The 18,951-nt window shown below is 58.0% G+C and carries 18 protein-coding genes and 1 pseudogene; 17 read left to right on the top strand and 2 right to left on the bottom strand.

The features are described 5' to 3' along the window. Window position 1: 1 nt before the first annotated feature. Both dnaN and dnaA read right to left on the bottom strand, forming a co-directional pair. Window positions 2-1,106 (bottom strand): annotated as a pseudogene (dnaN, locus tag ACZ0AI_RS17600) (DNA polymerase III subunit beta). Window positions 1,107-1,141: 35 nt separating this feature from the next. Then, complete coding sequence (gene dnaA, locus ACZ0AI_RS17605) at window positions 1,142-2,641, bottom strand: chromosomal replication initiator protein DnaA (RefSeq protein WP_463562983.1); 1,500 nt, start codon at window positions 2,639-2,641, stop codon at window positions 1,142-1,144. Between the two features lie 523 nt (window positions 2,642-3,164). Between dnaA and rpmH the strand changes: the two genes are divergently transcribed. The 17 genes from rpmH to atpD all read left to right on the top strand — a co-directional run bounded on the left by rpmH (window position 3,165) and on the right by atpD (window position 18,944). Then, a complete protein-coding gene (rpmH, locus tag ACZ0AI_RS17610) occupies window positions 3,165-3,299 on the top strand; it encodes a 50S ribosomal protein L34 (protein ID WP_003213577.1) in 135 nt (44 codons plus the stop codon). A 15-nt stretch (window positions 3,300-3,314) separates the two neighbouring features. Further along, the gene (gene rnpA / locus ACZ0AI_RS17615) at window positions 3,315-3,716 is read left to right on the top strand and encodes a ribonuclease P protein component (protein ID WP_463562984.1); all 402 of its coding nucleotides are present in this window, start codon (window positions 3,315-3,317) and stop codon (window positions 3,714-3,716) included. Then, on the top strand, window positions 3,709-3,954 hold the full coding sequence (yidD, locus tag ACZ0AI_RS17620; RefSeq protein WP_463562985.1) for a membrane protein insertion efficiency factor YidD: 246 nt from the start codon (window positions 3,709-3,711) through the stop codon (window positions 3,952-3,954). Before rnpA ends, yidD begins: the two co-directional genes overlap by 8 nt. Window positions 3,955-3,956: 2 nt before the next feature. Beyond that, entirely contained in the window at window positions 3,957-5,696 is a 1,740-nt protein-coding gene (gene yidC, locus ACZ0AI_RS17625; RefSeq protein WP_463566170.1) for a membrane protein insertase YidC, read from the top strand. A 75-nt stretch (window positions 5,697-5,771) separates the two neighbouring features. After that, window positions 5,772-7,139, top strand: coding sequence for a tRNA uridine-5-carboxymethylaminomethyl(34) synthesis GTPase MnmE (gene mnmE, locus ACZ0AI_RS17630; protein ID WP_463562986.1), 1,368 nt, complete (start codon window positions 5,772-5,774; stop codon window positions 7,137-7,139). A gap of 746 nt (window positions 7,140-7,885) precedes the next feature. Beyond that, window positions 7,886-9,778, top strand: a complete 1,893-nt coding sequence (mnmG, locus tag ACZ0AI_RS17635; protein ID WP_463562987.1) for a tRNA uridine-5-carboxymethylaminomethyl(34) synthesis enzyme MnmG — start codon at window positions 7,886-7,888, stop codon at window positions 9,776-9,778. Beyond that, window positions 9,778-10,422 (top strand): 16S rRNA (guanine(527)-N(7))-methyltransferase RsmG, encoded by a 645-nt coding sequence (rsmG, locus tag ACZ0AI_RS17640; RefSeq protein ID WP_463562988.1) that lies wholly within the window; start codon window positions 9,778-9,780, stop codon window positions 10,420-10,422. The genes mnmG and rsmG overlap by 1 nt, the downstream gene beginning before the upstream one ends. A gap of 13 nt (window positions 10,423-10,435) precedes the next feature. Beyond that, window positions 10,436-11,224 (top strand): ParA family protein, encoded by a 789-nt coding sequence (locus ACZ0AI_RS17645; RefSeq protein WP_463562989.1) that lies wholly within the window; start codon window positions 10,436-10,438, stop codon window positions 11,222-11,224. An 11-nt stretch (window positions 11,225-11,235) separates the two neighbouring features. After that, window positions 11,236-12,108 (top strand): ParB/RepB/Spo0J family partition protein, encoded by an 873-nt coding sequence (locus ACZ0AI_RS17650; protein WP_463562990.1) that lies wholly within the window; start codon window positions 11,236-11,238, stop codon window positions 12,106-12,108. 158 nt (window positions 12,109-12,266) lie between these two features. Further along, window positions 12,267-12,659: a F0F1 ATP synthase subunit I gene (locus tag ACZ0AI_RS17655; protein ID WP_463562991.1), complete on the top strand. Its 393-nt coding sequence runs from the start codon at window positions 12,267-12,269 to the stop codon at window positions 12,657-12,659. 31 nt (window positions 12,660-12,690) lie between these two features. After that, window positions 12,691-13,560 (top strand): F0F1 ATP synthase subunit A, encoded by an 870-nt coding sequence (gene atpB / locus ACZ0AI_RS17660; protein WP_463562992.1) that lies wholly within the window; start codon window positions 12,691-12,693, stop codon window positions 13,558-13,560. A 166-nt stretch (window positions 13,561-13,726) separates the two neighbouring features. Then, the gene (atpE, locus tag ACZ0AI_RS17665) at window positions 13,727-13,984 is read left to right on the top strand and encodes a F0F1 ATP synthase subunit C (RefSeq protein ID WP_003097235.1); all 258 of its coding nucleotides are present in this window, start codon (window positions 13,727-13,729) and stop codon (window positions 13,982-13,984) included. A 57-nt stretch (window positions 13,985-14,041) separates the two neighbouring features. Further along, window positions 14,042-14,512 carry a F0F1 ATP synthase subunit B gene (locus ACZ0AI_RS17670; protein ID WP_225836800.1) on the top strand — a complete coding sequence of 157 codons (471 nt, stop codon included), beginning with the start codon at window positions 14,042-14,044 and terminating at the stop codon, window positions 14,510-14,512. 14 nt (window positions 14,513-14,526) lie between these two features. Then, the gene (locus ACZ0AI_RS17675) at window positions 14,527-15,063 is read left to right on the top strand and encodes a F0F1 ATP synthase subunit delta (protein ID WP_225836801.1); all 537 of its coding nucleotides are present in this window, start codon (window positions 14,527-14,529) and stop codon (window positions 15,061-15,063) included. A 21-nt stretch (window positions 15,064-15,084) separates the two neighbouring features. Further along, window positions 15,085-16,629, top strand: coding sequence for a F0F1 ATP synthase subunit alpha (atpA, locus tag ACZ0AI_RS17680; protein ID WP_225836803.1), 1,545 nt, complete (start codon window positions 15,085-15,087; stop codon window positions 16,627-16,629). 50 nt (window positions 16,630-16,679) lie between these two features. Continuing rightward, complete coding sequence (gene atpG, locus ACZ0AI_RS17685) at window positions 16,680-17,540, top strand: F0F1 ATP synthase subunit gamma (RefSeq protein WP_042556077.1); 861 nt, start codon at window positions 16,680-16,682, stop codon at window positions 17,538-17,540. Window positions 17,541-17,567: 27 nt separating this feature from the next. Next, the gene (gene atpD / locus ACZ0AI_RS17690) at window positions 17,568-18,944 is read left to right on the top strand and encodes a F0F1 ATP synthase subunit beta (protein ID WP_463562993.1); all 1,377 of its coding nucleotides are present in this window, start codon (window positions 17,568-17,570) and stop codon (window positions 18,942-18,944) included. Window positions 18,945-18,951: the final 7 nt, after the last annotated feature.

Below are 18,951 nucleotides of genomic sequence, written 5' to 3' on the forward strand. Positions count from 1 at the left end.
ATTACAGGCGCATCGGCATGACGACATAAGCGGAATCGTCATTGTCGGCTTCCTGCACCAGCGCACTGCTGTTGGAATCGGAAAGAATCAAACGCACCTGCTCGGTAGTCATCACGCCCAGCACATCGAGCAGATAGCTGACGTTGAAACCGATCTCCAGCGCACCACCGTTGTACTCGACGGCGATTTCTTCTTCGGCTTCTTCCTGCTCCGGGTTGTTGGCCTGGATTTTCAGCAGGCCGGCGGCCAGTTGCAGACGAATGCCGCGGTACTTTTCGTTCGACAGAATCGCTGTACGGCTGAAGGCTTCACGCAGGCCCTGACGATCGGCAACGACCAACTTGTCACCACCACGCGGCAATACGCGCTCGTAATCCGGGAACTTGCCGTCGACCAACTTGGAGGTAAAGGTGAACTCGCCGGTGGTCGCACGAATGTGATGCTGACCCAGAACGATGCTGACGGTGCCGTCCTGTTCGGTAAGCAGACGGGCCAACTCCAGGATACCTTTGCGTGGCACGATCACCTGATGACGCTCGACCTGCTCGATGCTGGCTTCCATGGAGCACATCGCCAGGCGATGGCCATCGGTGGCGACAGCGCGCAGCACACCGGTCTGCACTTCCAGCAACATGCCGTTGAGGTAGTAACGGACGTCCTGCTGAGCCATGGCGAAGCTGGTGCGCTCGATCAGGCGACGCAGTTTGCTCTGCACCAGATCGAAGGTCAGCGAACCCGGCACCTTCTTCGACGGTTGGGAAGTCGTTGGCAGGCAAAGTGGACAGCGTAAAACGGCTGCGACCGGCCTTGACCAGCAGCTTCTGCTCGTCGACACGAATGTCGATCAGCGCGTCAGACGGCAAGCTCTTGCAGATATCCATCAGCTTGCGGGCCGGTACGGTGATTTCACCCGGCTCGGCAGCATCTTCCAGCGTCACACGCCCGACCAACTCGACTTCAAGGTCGGTGCCGGTCAGCGACAGCTGCTGGCCTTCGACGACCAGCAGCACATTGGATAGAACCGGCAAGGTCTGGCGGCGTTCCACGACGCCGGCGACCAGTTGCAGGGGTTTCAACAGGGCTTCGCGTTGAATGGTGAAGTGCATGGTCTAGTCCCTTGCCTCGTGCGTGGAGTTGCGTATCAAGTAGTCAGTGTACGCAGCAGATTCTTGTAGTCCTCGCGAATATCCGCATCGGACTCCCTAAGTTGAGCAATCTTACGACAGGCGTGCAATACCGTGGTGTGATCGCGACCGCCGAAGGCCACACCGATTTCCGGCAGGCTGTGGTTGGTCAGTTCCTTAGACAGCGCCATCGCCACCTGACGCGGTCTGGCGATGGAGCGAGAACGACGCTTGGACAACAGATCGGAAATCTTGATCTTGTAGTACTCGGCCGTGGTGCGCTGGATATTGTCGATACTGACCAGCTTGTCCTGCAGGGCCAACAGATCCTTCAGCGACTCGCGAATCAGCTCGATGGTGATGTCACGCCCCATGAAGTGCGAGTGGGCGATCACCCGCTTCAACGCACCTTCCAGCTCACGTACGTTGGAGCGGATACGTTGGGCGATGAAAAATGCCGCGTCGTGAGGCAGATCGATCCTGGCCTGATCGGCTTTTTTCATCAGGATCGCCACACGGGTTTCCAGTTCGGGCGGCTCTACCGCCACGGTCAGGCCCCAGCCGAAACGTGACTTGAGGCGCTCTTCCAACCCTTCGATCTCTTTCGGGTAGCGGTCGCTGGTGAGGATCACCTGCTGGCCACCTTCGAGAAGCGCATTGAAGGTATGGAAAAACTCTTCCTGGGAGCGTTCCTTTTTGGCAAAGAACTGGATGTCATCGATCAGCAGCGCATCCACCGAACGGTAGAAGCGCTTGAATTCGTTGATCGCATTCAGCTGTAGCGCCTTGACCATGTCGGCCACAAAACGCTCGGAATGCAGGTAGACCACCTTGGCGTTCGGGTTCTTCGCCAGCAGGTGGTTACCCACCGCGTGCATCAAATGCGTCTTGCCGAGGCCAACGCCACCATAAAGGAAGAGCGGGTTGTAACCGTGTTTGGGATTGTCCGCTACCTGCCAGGCAGCAGCGCGAGCCAACTGGTTCGACTTACCCTCGACGAAGTTGTCGAAGGTAAACGTACGGTTGAGATAGCTGGTGTGCTTGAGACCACCTTCTACCTGTACATTACGCTCATTGCGCGCCGGAGCAACGCTGGATGCGGCACCGGCCATGGAATCAAAGCTTGCCCGCGAGGGCTCGGACTGAGCCGGAGGTTTTGGCGGCGGTGCAATGACCTGTGGCACGGGGGCCGGGGAAGACGGAGGCAAGCTGCTGTAATTGGAAACCGGCTGGGAAGGTGAGGGCGTCAGCACAGCCCGTGGCGCCGAGCTACGACGGCTGCCGATCAACAGCGATATGGCGGGTACCACACCCATTGCACGCTCACCTAACAGCTCGAGCATACGGCTCATGTACTTCTCATTAACCCAGTCGAGCACGAAACGATTGGGTGCGTAGACACGCAGCTCATCGCCTTCGGCTTCTACTTGTAGTGGACGGATCCAGGTGTTGAATTGCTGGGCAGGCAGTTCGTCGCGTAGAAGTTCTACGCACTGCTGCCAAAGTTCCACGGACACGGACATCCCCTGATCAAAAGCGCTGAGTCAAAAACAGTCGCCATTGTAGCCTCCACAGCCAGAGTTATCCACATACGAAAGCTCTCGAGTACATGCCAAATCAAGGCGTTACCCGATATGTCGCATGGCGGATGAATAACTATAAACCCTGTGGATAAAGCACCTTGAGATCAGTGTGCAACCCTAGGCGAAACTCGGTGGATAATCAGCCTGTGGGTAAGTAGCCCTTTCGTCCCCAGCTTATAACCACGTACCTAACAACTGCGGCACCGCTTTCTGACAGAGTTTCAGACTCGCTTAAGCCTTACAGACAAAGGCCTAAAGGCACTTATCCACAGAATATTGGTTACGTAAATATAAAAACAATAACAAGCTCTTCTTAAAAGATTCTTTCCTTTATATATTTATCTATCTCGAAAACACTTGGTTGGAAATTGACCTGGCCTGCGGCTTTGTCTAGAATCGCCGGTCTCTTAAAACGGGGGCCATTCCGGCCCGTTGTCGACAGCCAGGTAACCGCATCATGAAACGCACTTTCCAACCCAGCACCATCAAACGCGCTCGTACCCACGGCTTCCGTGCTCGTATGGCTACCAAGAACGGCCGTGCCGTCCTGTCGCGTCGTCGCGCCAAGGGCCGTGCTCGTCTCGCAGTCTGATATTCCAGTCTTGTGGTGAGTCGAGGCTTCGGCCGGGAGAAGCGCCTGCTAACTCCCCGGCAATTCAAGGCAGTTTTCGACTCTCCCAGTGGCAAAGCGCCGGGCAAGAGTGTCCTGCTGCTTGCGCGCAACAATGAGCTTGATCATTCACGCCTAGGTCTGGTGATCGGGAAGAAAAGCGTCAAGCTCGCTGTTGAGCGCAACCGCCTGAAACGCCAAATCCGCGAATCGTTCCGCCTCAGCCAGGACAACCTGGTCGGCTGGGACATCGTGGTGGTAGCGCGTAAAGGCCTGGGCGATCTGCAGAATGCCGAACTGGCTCAACAGTTCGGCAAACTGTGGAAACGCCTCGCCCGCAGCAAACCCGCCCAACAGGCCGATGCCCAGACTGGGGTGAACGACAATCCGAATGCGTAAACTGGCTCAAGCTCCAATCCGGTTTTACCAGTACGCCATCAGCCCGTTGATGGCCAGTCATTGTCGTTTCTACCCCTCTTGTTCCTGCTACGCGCTTGAAGCCATCGAAACCCATGGCGTCCTGCGTGGTGGCTGGCTGACCGTTCGTCGTCTGGGACGTTGTCACCCCTGGCATCCCGGAGGCTACGATCCGGTGCCCCTCGCGAAACACTCCCGATCCTCTTCGATGGCCGAATAATCATGGATATCAAACGCTCGATCCTGATCGTCGCCCTGGCAGTCGTGTCCTACATGATGGTTCTTCAGTGGAACCAGGACTACGGCCAGGCCGCTCTGCCGAATCAGACAGCTTCGACCAGCAAAGCCGCTCCCAGCTTGCCGGAAACCGCCTCCGTTGCCAGCAACGACGATGTCCCAACGGCAAATGCCGACGGCAGCGCTCCTAGCCCGGTGGAGGCCGTCGCTGTCAGCGATGAGCTGATCCAGGTCAAAACCGACGTTCTGGATCTGGCCATCGATCCGCGCGGTGGTGATGTGGTGCGCCTGCAACTGCCGCACTACCCGCGTCGTCAGGATCGTCCCGATGTGCCCTTCCAGTTGTTCGACAACGGTAGCGAGCACCTCTATCTGGCACAAAGCGGCTTGACCGGCACCAATGGTCCGGACGCCCGTGCCAACGGACGCCCGCTGTACAACAGCGAGCAGCGCGTCTATCAATTGGCAGACGGCCAGGATCAACTGCAGGTCGATCTGAAATTCAGCGAAGCCGGCGTCAACTACATCAAGCGTTTCACCTTCAACCGTGGCCTCGTCGCAGGCTGTTCGGCCAAGGAAGTGGAGCAGAAGAAAGCCGGTTGCATCAATGGTAACGGCTACCAGATCGGTGTTTCTTACCTGATCGACAACCAGAGCGGTGCCGCCTGGAGCGGTAATCTGTTCGCCCAGCTGAAGCGCGACAATAGCGGCGATCCATCCTCAAGCACCGCCACCGGCACTGCTACCTACCTCGGTGCAGCACTGTGGACCGCTGAGAAGCCCTATACCAAAGTGTCGATGAAAGACATCGACAAGCAGGGTCTCAAGGAAACCGTACAAGGCGGCTGGATCGCCTGGCTGCAGCACTACTTCGTGACTGCCTGGATTCCGTCGAAAGACGACACCAATCTGGTACAGACCCGCAAGGACAGCCAAGGTAACTACATCATTGGCTACACCGGCCCAGCACTGAGCATTCCTGCCGGTGCTGAAGGCCAGACCAGCACCACACTGTATGCCGGTCCGAAGATTCAGAAGGATCTCGCTGCGCTGTCGCCGGGTCTGGATAAGACGGTCGACTACGGCATTCTCTGGTTCCTTGCCGAACCGATCTTCTGGTTGCTGGAACATATCCACAACATTCTGGGCAACTGGGGCTTCTCGATCATCGTTCTGACGTTGATCATCAAGCTGGCATTCTTCCCACTGTCGGCTGCCAGCTACCGTTCCATGGCCCGCATGCGCGCCGTTTCGCCAAAGCTGCAGGCACTGAAAGAACAGTTCGGTGACGATCGCCAGAAGATGTCCCAGGCGATGATGGAGCTGTACAAGAAAGAGAAGATCAACCCGCTGGGTGGCTGTCTGCCGATCCTGGTGCAGATGCCGGTGTTCCTGGCTCTGTACTGGACTCTGCTGGAGTCCGTCGAGATGCGTCAGGCGCCATGGATCCTGTGGATCACTGACCTGTCGATCAAGGATCCGTTCTTCATCTTGCCGATCATCATGGGCGCCACCATGTTCATCCAGCAGCAGCTCAACCCGACGCCGCCGGATCCCATGCAAGCTCGTGTGATGAAGATGATGCCGATCATTTTCACCTTCTTCTTCCTGTGGTTCCCGGCTGGTCTGGTGCTGTACTGGGTGGTCAACAACGTCCTGTCCATCGCCCAGCAGTGGTACATTACCCGCAAGATCGAAGCGCAGACCAAGGCTTCAGCGGCCTGATCTACCACGCTTCGCCAGCTACAGACAGAACGCCCCCTCGTGGGGCGTTCTGCTATCCAGCGTTTGGAGAATCGTATGTCCATATCACCTGAAACCATCGCTGCCGTCGCCACTGCCCAGGGACGTGGTGGCGTGGGTATCGTGAGGGTCTCCGGCCCACGTGCACGGATGATTGCCATCACCCTGAGCGGCATCGAACCGACACCGCGGCATGCGCACTACGGTGCCTGGCATGACAATGTCGGAGAAGTGATCGACGAAGGGCTGATGCTGTTTTTCCCAGGCCCCAATTCCTTCACCGGTGAGGATGTGCTCGAGTTGCAGGGCCATGGTGGCCCAGTCGTACTGGACATGCTGCTGCAGCGCAGCCTGGAGCTTGGCGCACGCCAGGCTCGGCCGGGTGAGTTCAGTGAGCGCGCCTTCCTCAACGACAAGCTCGACCTGGCTCAGGCGGAAGCCATTGCCGACCTGATCGAGGCTAGTTCTGCACAGGCTGCGCGTAATGCCGTGCGCTCGCTGCAGGGCGAATTCTCCCGGCGTGTGCACGAGTTAACCGAACGGTTGATCAGCCTGCGCATCTACGTGGAAGCTGCCATCGACTTCCCTGAAGAGGAAATCGACTTTCTGGCCGATGGCCATGTACTGAGCCTGCTCGAAGGCGTACGCGCACAGTTATCCACAGTTTTACGCGAGGCTGGCCAGGGTGCGTTGCTGCGCGATGGCATGAACGTGGTGATCGCCGGGCGCCCGAATGCGGGTAAATCCAGCCTGCTCAATGCGCTGGCCGGGCGCGAAGCCGCTATCGTCACCGATGTCGCCGGCACTACGCGGGATGTGCTCCGTGAACATATCCACATCGATGGCATGCCGCTGCACGTGATCGATACTGCCGGGCTGCGTGACACCGAGGATCAGGTCGAGCGGATCGGTGTAGAGCGCGCGCTGAAGGCCATTAGCGAAGCGGATCGGGTACTTTTGGTGGTCGATTCCACCGCGCCCGAGGCCAATGATCCTTTTGCTCTGTGGCCGGAGTTTCTCGAGCACCGGCCGGACTCTGCGCGGATCACACTGATCCGTAACAAAGCGGATTTATCCGCCGAGAAAGTTGGCCAGCAGACCAGCGCTGATGGCCACACCACGCTGGTGCTATCGGCCAAGTCCAGTGAAGGTCTGGAATTGCTGCGCGAACACCTGAAGGCCTGCATGGGCTTCCAGCAAACGGCAGAAGGTGGCTTCAGTGCCCGCCGTCGCCACCTGGATGCGCTGCATCAGGCTCAGCGCCATCTTGACCATGGGCACGCTCAATTGACGCTGGCAGGCGCTGGAGAGCTGCTTGCTGAAGACCTGCGTCAGGCCCAACAGGCGCTGGGTGAGATTACGGGTGCCTTTAGCTCCGACGATCTGCTGGGGCGCATCTTCTCGAGCTTCTGCATCGGTAAATAACTGCTTCTGGATGCAGCGGCATTGCCGAGATCACCCAAACGGTGCTCTCGGCATGGTACTGATCTCGCACTTATCCCCAGCCATACACTCCCCGTCAGTGGATCAGGCAATGATCCAACGCGTCTGCACGTGCGCCTCCCACCCAGTCATCAGTAGCACTTCGTCCGCAGTCACCCACGCAGGTGGTGGCAGGGAATGCTGCGCGTATACAGCTAGCTACTAACTGCCCATTTCAATGCTCACCTTCAGTTGAGAGTGAAAAGTGGATTTCCACAGGGAAAATAAACCCTGTGGAAAACCACCTCTAAGCTATGCCTATAACCCGGTGACAAAGCTAGGGATAAACCACCCTGTGAATAAGTACCCCTTTTACACACAGGCTGATCACTGCTACCTAACACCCTCCGCCCAGGATAATCCCGCTTTCATACATCGCTGTACACTATGTGGTTACTGGCCTGTAGGGATCTATCCACAGAAATAGCGGAGACCATTTATAAACATAAAAACAAGCTTTATAAAAAAATCATTCTTTATTCTTTTATTTACCTTAAGACCCTCTGCCTACCAAACACGATGTCCTGACAGGGATGAAGCACATCTGGCAGGCGTACAAAATGATCGCTGACCAATTGGCTATTTTTTGTTCAAAAGGCTTCTTTCAACCTGCCTAAGTCCCTATACTTGCCGCCCTTTCTCGCTTTCAAACTAAAAAGCTCCCCTTCTCAACAGGCACGAGGTGCGTGGTGGATTTCCCTTCCCGTTTTCAGGTGATCGTCATCGGCGGCGGCCATGCCGGTACCGAGGCTGCGCTTGCAGCGGCGCGCATGGGCGTAAAAACCCTGCTGCTAACCCACAACGTGGAAACCCTCGGGCAGATGAGCTGTAATCCGGCCATCGGCGGAATCGGCAAAAGCCACCTGGTCAAGGAAATCGACGCCCTCGGTGGCGCCATGGCGATTGCCACCGACAAGGGCGGCATCCAGTTCCGCGTACTCAACAGCCGAAAAGGCCCAGCAGTACGTGCGACCCGTGCCCAGGCTGACCGCATCCTGTACAAGGCCGCGGTGCGCGAGATCCTGGAAAACCAGCCCAACCTGTGGATATTCCAGCAGGCTGCTGACGACCTGATCGTCGAGCAGGACGAAGTCAAAGGCGTGGTCACCCAGATGGGTCTGCGTTTCTTCGCCGATTCCGTCGTGCTGACCACCGGCACCTTCCTCGGCGGACTTATCCACATCGGCCTGCAGAACTATTCCGGTGGTCGCGCCGGCGATCCACCTTCGAACGCCCTCGCCAAGCGCATGCGTGAATTGCCGCTGCGCGTCGGTCGCCTGAAAACCGGTACGCCACCGCGTATCGATGGTCGCTCGGTGGACTTCTCGGCGATGACCGAGCAGCCAGGTGATACGCCGATTCCGGTGATGTCGTTCATGGGCAACAAGGAACAGCATCCTCGCCAGGTGAGCTGTTGGATCACTCACACCAACGCCCGTACCCACGAAATCATCGCGGCCAACCTCGACCGTTCGCCGATGTATTCCGGGGTCATCGAGGGTGTAGGGCCGCGTTACTGCCCGTCGATCGAAGACAAGATTCACCGCTTCGCCGACAAGGACAGCCACCAGGTGTTCATCGAACCGGAAGGCCTGACCACCCATGAGCTGTACCCCAACGGAATCTCCACCTCGCTGCCGTTCGACGTGCAATTGCAGATCGTGCAAAGCATCCGCGGTATGGAGAACGCTCATATCGTGCGTCCGGGCTATGCCATCGAGTACGACTACTTCGATCCGCGCGACCTGAAGTACAGCCTGGAGACCAAGGTCATCGGCGGCCTGTTCTTCGCTGGGCAGATCAACGGCACCACCGGCTACGAAGAAGCCGGCGCACAGGGCCTGCTGGCCGGTGCCAACGCCGCATTGCGCGCCCAGGGCAAGGACAGCTGGTGTCCACGCCGCGACGAGGCGTACATCGGCGTGCTGGTCGACGACCTGATCACCCTGGGCACCCAAGAGCCATACCGAATGTTCACTTCGCGGGCCGAATACCGCCTGATCCTGCGCGAAGACAACGCCGATCTGCGCCTGACCGAAAAGGGTCGCGATCTGGGCCTGGTGGACGATGAACGCTGGGCAGCCTTCGAGGCCAAGCGTGAAGGCATCACCCGCGAAGAGCAGCGGCTGAAAAGCACCTGGGTACACCCGAACACGCCTCAGGGCGATGCTATCGTCGAGCGTTTCGGCACGCCGCTGACCCACGAGTACAACCTGCTCAACCTGCTGTCGCGCCCGGAGATCGATTACCTTGGCCTGGTCGACGTGACTGGTGAAGGCGCTGAGGATCCACAGGTCGCTGAACAGGTCGAGATCAAGACCAAGTACGCGGGTTACATCGAGCGTCAGCAGGACGAGATCGCTCGTCTGCGCGCCAGTGAAGATACCGCGCTGCCGGAAGACATCGATTACCCCAACATTTCTGGTCTGTCGAAAGAGATTCAGCACAAGCTGGGTAGTGCCAGGCCACAGACCCTGGGCCAGGCATCACGGATTCCGGGCGTCACCCCAGCAGCGATTTCCCTATTGCTGATCCACTTGAAGAAACGTGGCGCCGGTCGCCAGCTGGAGCAGACCGCCTGATGTCCGTTACGTCCCGTCATGCCGAAGAACTGCAACAAGGCGCCCGCGAACTGGGTGTCACTCTGTCCGAGCAGCAACACGAGCAATTGCTCGCCTACCTGGCATTGCTGATCAAGTGGAACAAGGCCTACAACCTGACCGCCGTGCGCGACCCCGACGAGATGGTCTCGCGCCATCTGCTCGACAGCCTCAGCGTGGTGTCCTTCGTCGCAGAGGCTGGGGATAACTGGCTGGACGTCGGCAGTGGCGGCGGTATGCCCGGTATTCCGCTGGCCATTCTGTTTCCTGAGCGGCGCTTCACGCTGCTCGATTCCAATGGCAAGAAAACCCGTTTCCTGACCCAAGTGAAACTCGAGCTGAAGCTGGCCAACCTGGACGTTATCCACAGTCGTGTGGAAGCCTTCACGCCGGAGCACCCGTTCAGCGGTATCTGTTCGCGGGCTTTCAGCTCGCTGGAAGATTTTTCCAACTGGACGCGCCACCTTGGCGATACCCAGACCCAGTGGCTGGCGATGAAGGGCGTGCATCCGGATGACGAGCTGCAGGCACTGCCAGCGGACTTCCGTCTCACCGCAACCCACGTGCTCAAGGTTCCCGGTTGCCAAGGTCAACGCCATCTGTTGATACTGCGTCGCTCGGTTTAGGGGGAACGGCAACATGGCTAAAGTATTCGCAATCGCCAACCAGAAAGGCGGCGTGGGCAAGACCACGACCTGCATCAACCTGGCGGCTTCCCTGGTTGCGACCAAACGCCGTGTGCTGCTCATCGACCTTGATCCACAGGGCAACGCCACCACCGGTAGCGGTGTGGACAAACAGGCGCTGGAGCATTCCATCTACGACGTGTTGGTTGGTGAGTGCAACCTGGTCGAGGCCATGCAGTTCTCCGAGCATGGCGGCTACCAGCTGCTGCCGGCCAACCGCGACCTGACCGCCGCGGAAGTTGGCCTGCTGGAAATGAAGATGAAGGAGAGCCGCCTGCGTTACGCCTTGGCGCCGATCCGCGAGAATTACGATTACATCCTCATCGACTGTCCGCCGGCGCTGTCCATGCTGACCGTCAACGCTCTGGTCGCCGCCGATGGTGTGATCATTCCGATGCAGTGCGAGTACTACGCACTCGAGGGGCTGAGCGATCTGGTCGATAGCATCAAGCGTATTGGCAAGCTGCTCAATCCGTCGCTGAAGATCGAGGGCCTGCTGCGTACCATGTATGACCCGCGCATCAGCCTGACCAACGACGTATCGGCGCAGCTCAAGGAACATTTCCCTGACACGCTCTATCAAACCGTGATCCCGCGTAACGTGCGCCTGGCCGAAGCGCCAAGTTTTGGCATGCCGGCGCTGGTCTACGACAAGCAATCTCGTGGAGCGATCGCTTATCTGGCGCTGGCAGGCGAATTGGTTCGCCGCCAGCGTGCGAACGCTCACACCGCAAACGTATAAGGAATTCATGCATGGCCGCCAAGAAACGTGGGCTGGGACGAGGCCTGGACGCCCTATTGGGGGGCTCTAGCGTCGACGCCCTGGAGGAAGAAGCGGTCAAGGCTGACACCAGCGAGCTGCAGCACCTGCCCCTGGATCTGATCCAGCGCGGCAAGTACCAGCCGCGCCGTGATATGGATGCCACTGCCCTCGAAGAGCTGGCCCAGTCGATCAAGGCCCACGGTGTGATGCAACCCATCGTCGTGCGTCCTGTGGGCGAAGGTCGTTTCGAGATAGTTGCCGGTGAACGCCGCTGGCGTGCCACTCAGCAAGCCGGTCTGGAACGCATCCCGGCGCTGGTACGCGAGCTGCCAGACGAAGCGGCCATTGCCATGGCGCTGATCGAGAACATTCAGCGCGAAGACCTCAGTCCGATCGAAGAAGCCATGGCCCTGCAGCGCCTTCAGCAGGAGTTTCAGCTGACCCAGCAACAGGTCGCCGAAGCCGTTGGCAAGTCGCGGGTAACCATCACTAACCTGCTGCGCCTTATCGCCTTGCCAGAAGAAGTAAAAACTCTTCTCTCCCATGGTGATCTGGAAATGGGCCACGCTCGTGCGTTGCTTGGTTTGCCTGCCGAACAGCAGACAGAAGGAGCGCGACACGTTGTCGCACGCGGGCTTACCGTCCGTCAGACCGAGGCAATGGTTCGGCAATGGCTGAACACTCAGGAGAAGCCCGTTGCCCCTACCAAGACCGATCCGGATATCAGTCGCCTCGAACAGCGCCTGGCTGAGCGGCTGGGCTCTCCGGTACAGATCAAGCATGGGCAGAAGGGCAAAGGGCAATTGGTTATCCGCTATAACTCCCTCGATGAACTCCAGGGCGTTCTAGCCCACATCCGCTGAAACAATTGCCCGCGCAGCACTAGTGCGAAAAGGCTTTCGGGCAGTTGAATGGGGTGGGAACCACCCCTATACTCTGCGCGCATTTCGACGGCACAAAATGTGCCAAGTTATTGATTAGCTTGGTAACGAAGTCTGAGTACGATCTACCGGGAAAAATGATGGATATACGCACGCCAAAACGCCTGCCATTCCATCGACTGCCGGTGTTTCCTGTTCTACTGGCTCAACTGATCGTGGCATTGGTTCTTGCCGCTGCCTGCTGGCAATGGCGGGGCTCGATCGGCGGATATTCAGGCTTGTACGGTGGCCTGATCGCCTGGCTGCCAAATGTGTACTTCGCCCACAAGGCATTCCGGTTTTCCGGAGCGCGGGCGGCCCAAGCTATCGTCCGGTCGTTCTACGCCGGTGAAGCTGGGAAACTGGTTCTGACAGCGGTGCTTTTTGCGCTGGTGTTTGCAGGTGTGAAGCCTTTGGATGCGCTGGCGTTGTTTGGCGTATTCCTGCTGACCCAATTGGTCAACTGGTTCGCACCCTTGCTGATGAAGAGATAACTTTTAAAGCCTTAGAGCGTTTGAGGGATTTATGGCAGCTGCAGAAACCGCTTCGGGTTATATCCAGCATCACTTGCAGAATCTGACCTATGGTCAGCATCCGGTGAATGGCTGGGGGTTCGCCCACTCCGCTGAAGAAGCCAAAGAAATGGGCTTCTGGGCTTTCCACCTCGATACCCTGGGCATCTCTGTGGTGCTGGGCCTGATCTTCATCTTCCTGTTCAAGGCTGCCGCCAAGCGCGCCACCTCGGGCCAACCGGGCGGTCTGCAGAACTTCGTTGAAGTACTGGTCGAGTTCGTCGACGGCAGCGTCAAGGACACCTTCCACGGCCGTAACGCGCTGATCGCGCCGCTGGCCCTGACCATCTTCGTCTGGATCTTCCTGATGAACCTGATGGACTTGGTGCCAGTTGACTGGATTCCGGTCGCTGCTGCCAAGATCGCCGGTGACGAGCACCTGTTCTTCCGCGCCGTACCGACCACTGACCCGAACGCGACCTTGGGCATGGCCCTGTCGGTATTCGCGCTGATCATTTTCTACAGCATCAAGGTCAAGGGCATCGGCGGCTTCCTCGGTGAACTGACCATGCACCCGTTCAGTGCCAAGAACATTTTCGTGAAAATTCTGCTGATCCCGGTCAACCTCCTGCTGGAGTTTGTGACCCTGATCGCCAAGCCGATTTCTCTCGCTCTGCGTCTGTTCGGCAACCTGTACGCTGGCGAGCTGATCTTCATCCTCATCGCGGTGATGTTCGGCGGCGGCATTCTGTTGGCAGCACTGGCAGGTGTACTGCAGTGGGCCTGGGCAGTTTTCCACTTGATCATCATCACGCTGCAGGCATTCATCTTCATGATGCTGACCATCGTCTACCTGTCGATGGCGCACGAAGACAGCCATTGATGACGTGCTGCGTATCCACTGCCCTGGCGGCAGGATGCGTGGCGTTTTCGATGGATTCCAGCCTTGGCTGGAGCGCCCGGAAGGGCATTGGAAGTAACGATTTTGCTTTACCGCTTTACCCTTAGAAAAACCTAAACCAATACGACGTAAAAAGTCGGGAGGAAAGATGGAAACTGTAGTTGGTCTGACCGCGATCGCTGTTGCACTGCTGATTGGCCTGGGCGCTCTGGGTACCGCCATCGGCTTCGGCCTGCTGGGCGGCAAGTTCCTGGAAGGCGCTGCGCGTCAGCCGGAAATGGTTCCAATGCTGCAAGTGAAAATGTTCATCGTCGCCGGCCTGCTCGACGCCGTGACCATGATCGGTGTTGGTATTGCACTGTTCTTCACCTTCGCGAACCCCTTCGTTGGTCAAATCGCTGGCTGATCACTCGAATTTTCGAGTTGATTGGTGTGATGGACAACGAACGAGCGAGGTGTTGGCGTGAACATTAATGCAACCCTGATTGGCCAATCCGTTGCCTTTTTCATCTTCGTGCTGTTCTGCATGAAGTTCGTATGGCCTCCGGTCATTGCGGCTTTGCAAGAACGTCAGAAGAAGATTGCAGAAGGTCTGGATGCTGCCAGTCGTGCGGCTCGTGATCTGGAGTTGGCCCAAGAGAAAGCGGGTCAGCAACTGCGCGAAGCCAAGACACAGGCTGCTGAGATCATTGAGCAAGCCAAGAAACGCGGTACCCAGATTGTCGACGAAGCCCGTGATCAGGCTCGCGTCGAAGCGGATCGTGTGAAGGCTCAGGCTCAGGCCGAGATCGAACAGGAAATCAACAGCATCAAAGATGCCTTGCGTGCCCAAGTGGGTGCTCTGGCCGTCGGTGGTGCCGAGAAGATTCTGGGCGTATCTATCGACCAAAACGCGCATGCGGAGCTGGTTTCCAAACTGGCAGCCGAAATTTAAGCGAGGGCGCGATCATGGCAGAACTGACCACGTTGGCCCGACCTTACGCTAAGGCGGCTTTCGAATACGCCCAGGCTCACCAGCAGCTGGCCTCTTGGTCAGCCATGCTTGGCCTGGCAGCGGCGGTGTCTCAGGACGCCACGCTGCAGCGCGTGTTCAAGGCTCCGCGTTTGACGAGTACAGACAAGGCCACCACCTTTGTTGAGGTGTGTGGTGACAAGTTCGACGCCCAGGTACGCAATTTCATCCACGTTGTCGCAGAGAACGATCGTCTGGCCCTGTTGCCGGAAATCTACTCGCTGTTCGAGCTGTACAAGGCCGAACAAGAGAAGTCGATCGACGTGGATGTCACCAGTGCCTTCGCATTGAGCGATGAACAGCAAGACAAACTCGCCAAGGTTCTCAGTGCACGGCTCGGCCGGGAAGTGCGCCTGCATGCTGCGGAGGACGCTACCTTGATTGGTGGTGTCGTGATCCGCGCCGGCGACCTGGTTATCGATGGCTCAGTTCGCGGCAAAATCGCGAAGCTGGCCGAAGCATTGAAATCTTGAGTTTGAAGGGGCAGCAGAGCTATGCAGCAACTCAATCCTTCCGAAATAAGTGAAATCATCAAGGGACGTATCGATAAACTCGACGTCTCTTCCCAAGCCCGAAACGAAGGCACTGTCGTCAGCGTGTCTGACGGTATCGTGCGCATTCACGGTCTCGCCGACGTCATGTACGGCGAAATGATCGAGTTCCCGGGCAGCGTCTACGGTATGGCACTGAACCTGGAGCAAGACTCCGTAGGTGCTGTAATCCTGGGTGCGTACACCACCCTGGCCGAAGGCATGAGCGCCAAGTGCACTGGCCGCATCCTGGAAGTTCCGGTTGGTCCGGAACTGCTGGGCCGCGTTGTCGACGCACTGGGCAACCCGATCGATGGCAAAGGCCCGATCAATGCTCAAGCCACCGACGCAGTCGAGAAAGTTGCACCTGGCGTGATCTGGCGTAAGTCGGTCGACCAGCCGGTGCAGACCGGTTACAAGTCGGTCGATGCCATGATCCCGGTAGGCCGTGGCCAGCGCGAGCTGATCATTGGTGACCGTCAGATCGGTAAGACTGCTCTAGCAGTCGACGCCATCATCAACCAGAAGAAAAGCGGCATCTTCTGCGTCTACGTAGCCATCGGTCAGAAGCAATCGACCATCGCCAACGTGGTTCGCAAGCTGGAAGAGTCCGGCGCCCTGGCCAACACCATCGTGGTGGCTGCCTCGGCTTCCGAATCCGCTGCGCTGCAGTTCCTGGCTCCTTACGCCGGCTGCACCATGGGCGAATACTTCCGTGACCGCGGTGAAGATGCTCTGATCGTGTACGACGACCTCTCCAAGCAGGCCGTTGCTTACCGTCAGATCTCCCTGCTGCTGCGCCGTCCGCCAGGCCGTGAAGCCTACCCGGGCGACGTGTTCTATCTCCACAGCCGTCTGCTGGAGCGTGCTTCGCGGGTTTCCGAAGACTATGTCGAGAAGTTCACCAATGGCGCCGTGACTGGCAAGACCGGTTCTTTGACCGCTCTGCCGATCATCGAAACCCAGGCTGGCGACGTTTCCGCGTTCGTTCCGACCAACGTGATTTCGATCACCGACGGTCAGATCTTCCTGGAATCGGCCATGTTCAACTCGGGTATCCGTCCGGCCGTCAACGCCGGTATCTCGGTATCTCGTGTGGGTGGTGCTGCACAGACCAAGATCATCAAGAAGCTCTCCGGTGGTATCCGTACCGCTCTGGCTCAGTACCGTGAGCTGGCGGCATTCGCCCAGTTCGCTTCTGACCTGGACGAAGCCACCCGCAAGCAGCTTGAGCATGGTCAGCGCGTTACCGAGCTGATGAAGCAGAAGCAATACGCTCCAATGTCCATCGCGGACATGGCGCTGTCGCTGTATGCCGCTGAGCGTGGTTTCCTGACCGACATCGAAGTCGCCAAGATCATCAGCTTCGAGCAGGCTCTGATCGCCTTCTTCAACCGTGATCACGCCGACTTGATGGCGAAGATCAACGAGAAGGGTGACTTCAATGACGACATCGATGGCCAGCTGAAAGCCGGTATCGAGAAGTTCAAGGCCACCCAAACCTGGTAAGCCGCAGCGGGCGCCAAATGGCGCCCGCCTGCTAACCCGATAGGTGTGAAATGGCAGGCGCAAAAGAGATTCGCAGCAAGATTGCGAGCATCAAAAGCACGCAGAAGATCACCAGCGCCATGGAAAAGGTGGCGGTCAGCAAGATGCGCAAGGCACAACAGCGCATGGCAGCTAGCCGTCCCTACGCGGAGCGTATCCGCCAGGTAATTGGTCATTTGGCCAACGCCAACCCGGAATACCGTCATCCCTTCATGATCGAACGCGAAGTAAAGCGCGTCGGTTACGTGGTGGTGAGTTCGGACCGTGGTCTGTGCGGTGGCTTGAATACCAACCTGTTCAAGGCCCTGGTCAAGGACATGTCGGCAAACCGCGAGCGCGGCGTGGAGATCGATCTCTGCGTGGTTGGCAGCAAGGGCGCGGCATTCTTCCGCAACTTTGGTGGCAACGTCGTCGCTGCGATCAGCCACCTCGGCGAAGAGCCGTCGATCAATGATCTGATCGGCAGCGTCAAGGTGATGCTCGATGCTTACCTGGAAGGGCGCATCGACCGTTTGTCCGTGGTTTCCAACAAGTTCATCAATACCATGACCCAGAAGCCGACCGTGGAGCAGTTGATTCCACTGGTGGCCGATCCGGATCAGGAGCTGAAACACCACTGGGACTACCTGTACGAACCCGACGCCAAGCAGCTGCTTGACGGGCTGATGGTGCGCTACGTGGAGTCGCAGGTGTACCAGGCAGTGGTCGAGAACAACGCAGCCGAACAGGCCGCGCGGATGATTGCGATGAAGAATGCCACCGACAACGCTGGCGATATCATCAAAGACCTGCAGTTGGTTTACAACAAGGCACGTCAGGCAGCGATCACCCAGGAAATTTCGGAAATCGTCGGCGGCGCTGCCGCGGTTTAACGGTTCAAATATTCAGAGGAACCAAAGATGAGTAGCGGACGTATCGTTCAAATCATCGGCGCCGTCATCGACGTGGAATTCCCGCGTGACAAGGTGCCGAGTGTTTATGAAGCGCTGAAAGTAGTCGGCGCCGAAACCACTCTGGAAGTTCAGCAGCAGCTGGGCGACGGCGTGGTGCGTACCATTGCGATGGGTTCGACCGAAGGCCTGAAACGTGGCCTGGACGTCGACAGCACTGGCGCAGGCATCCAGGTACCGGTCGGGGTGAAAACTCTGGGCCGCATCATGGACGTACTGGGCAACCCAATCGACGAAGCTGGCCCGATTGGCGAAGAAGAGCGTTGGGGCATTCACCGTCCTGCGCCGACCTACGCCGAGCAAGCTGGTTCCAACGAGCTGCTGGAAACTGGCATCAAGGTTATCGACCTGGTTTGCCCGTTCGCCAAGGGCGGTAAAGTCGGTCTGTTCGGTGGTGCCGGTGTCGGCAAGACCGTGAACATGATGGAACTGATCCGTAACATCGCCATCGAGCACAGCGGTTATTCCGTGTTCGCCGGTGTGGGTGAGCGTACTCGTGAGGGTAACGACTTCTACCACGAGATGAAGGACTCCAACGTTCTCGACAAGGTAGCCCTGGTCTACGGTCAGATGAACGAGCCACCAGGCAACCGTCTGCGCGTAGCACTGACCGGCCTGACCATGGCCGAGAAGTTCCGTGACGAAGGCCGTGATGTTCTGTTCTTCGTGGACAACATCTACCGCTATACCCTGGCCGGTACCGAAGTATCCGCACTGCTCGGCCGTATGCCGTCTGCAGTGGGTTATCAGCCGACCCTGGCCGAAGAAATGGGTGTTCTGCAAGAACGCATCACTTCGACCAAGACCGGTTCGATCACCTCGATCCAGGCCGTATACGTACCTGCGGACGACCTGACTGACCCGAGCCCGGCGACTACCTTCGCCCACTTGGACGCCACCGTCGTGCTGTCCCGTGACATCGCTTCCCTGGGTATCTACCCAGCGGTCGATCCACTCGACTCGACTTCGCGCCAGCTGAACCCGAACGTGATCGGCCAGGAGCACTACGACACCGCTCGCGGCGTTCAGTACGTGCTGCAGCGCTACAAAGAGCTGAAGGACATCATCGCGATCCTCGGCATGGACGAACTGTCGGAAGAAGACAAGCAGCTGGTATCCCGTGCTCGTAAGATCCAGCGCTTCCTGTCCCAGCCGTTCTTCGTGGCCGAAGTCTTCACCGGTTCGCCTGGCAAGTACGTTTCCCTGAAGGACACCATCGCTGGTTTCAGCGGCATCCTCAAAGGTGATTACGATCACCTGCCGGAGCAAGCGTTCTACATGGTCGGCGGCATCGAAGAAGCCATCGAGAAAGCGAAAAAACTGTAATCACCCG

This window comes from Pseudomonas sp. AC355 (assembly GCF_979258205.1).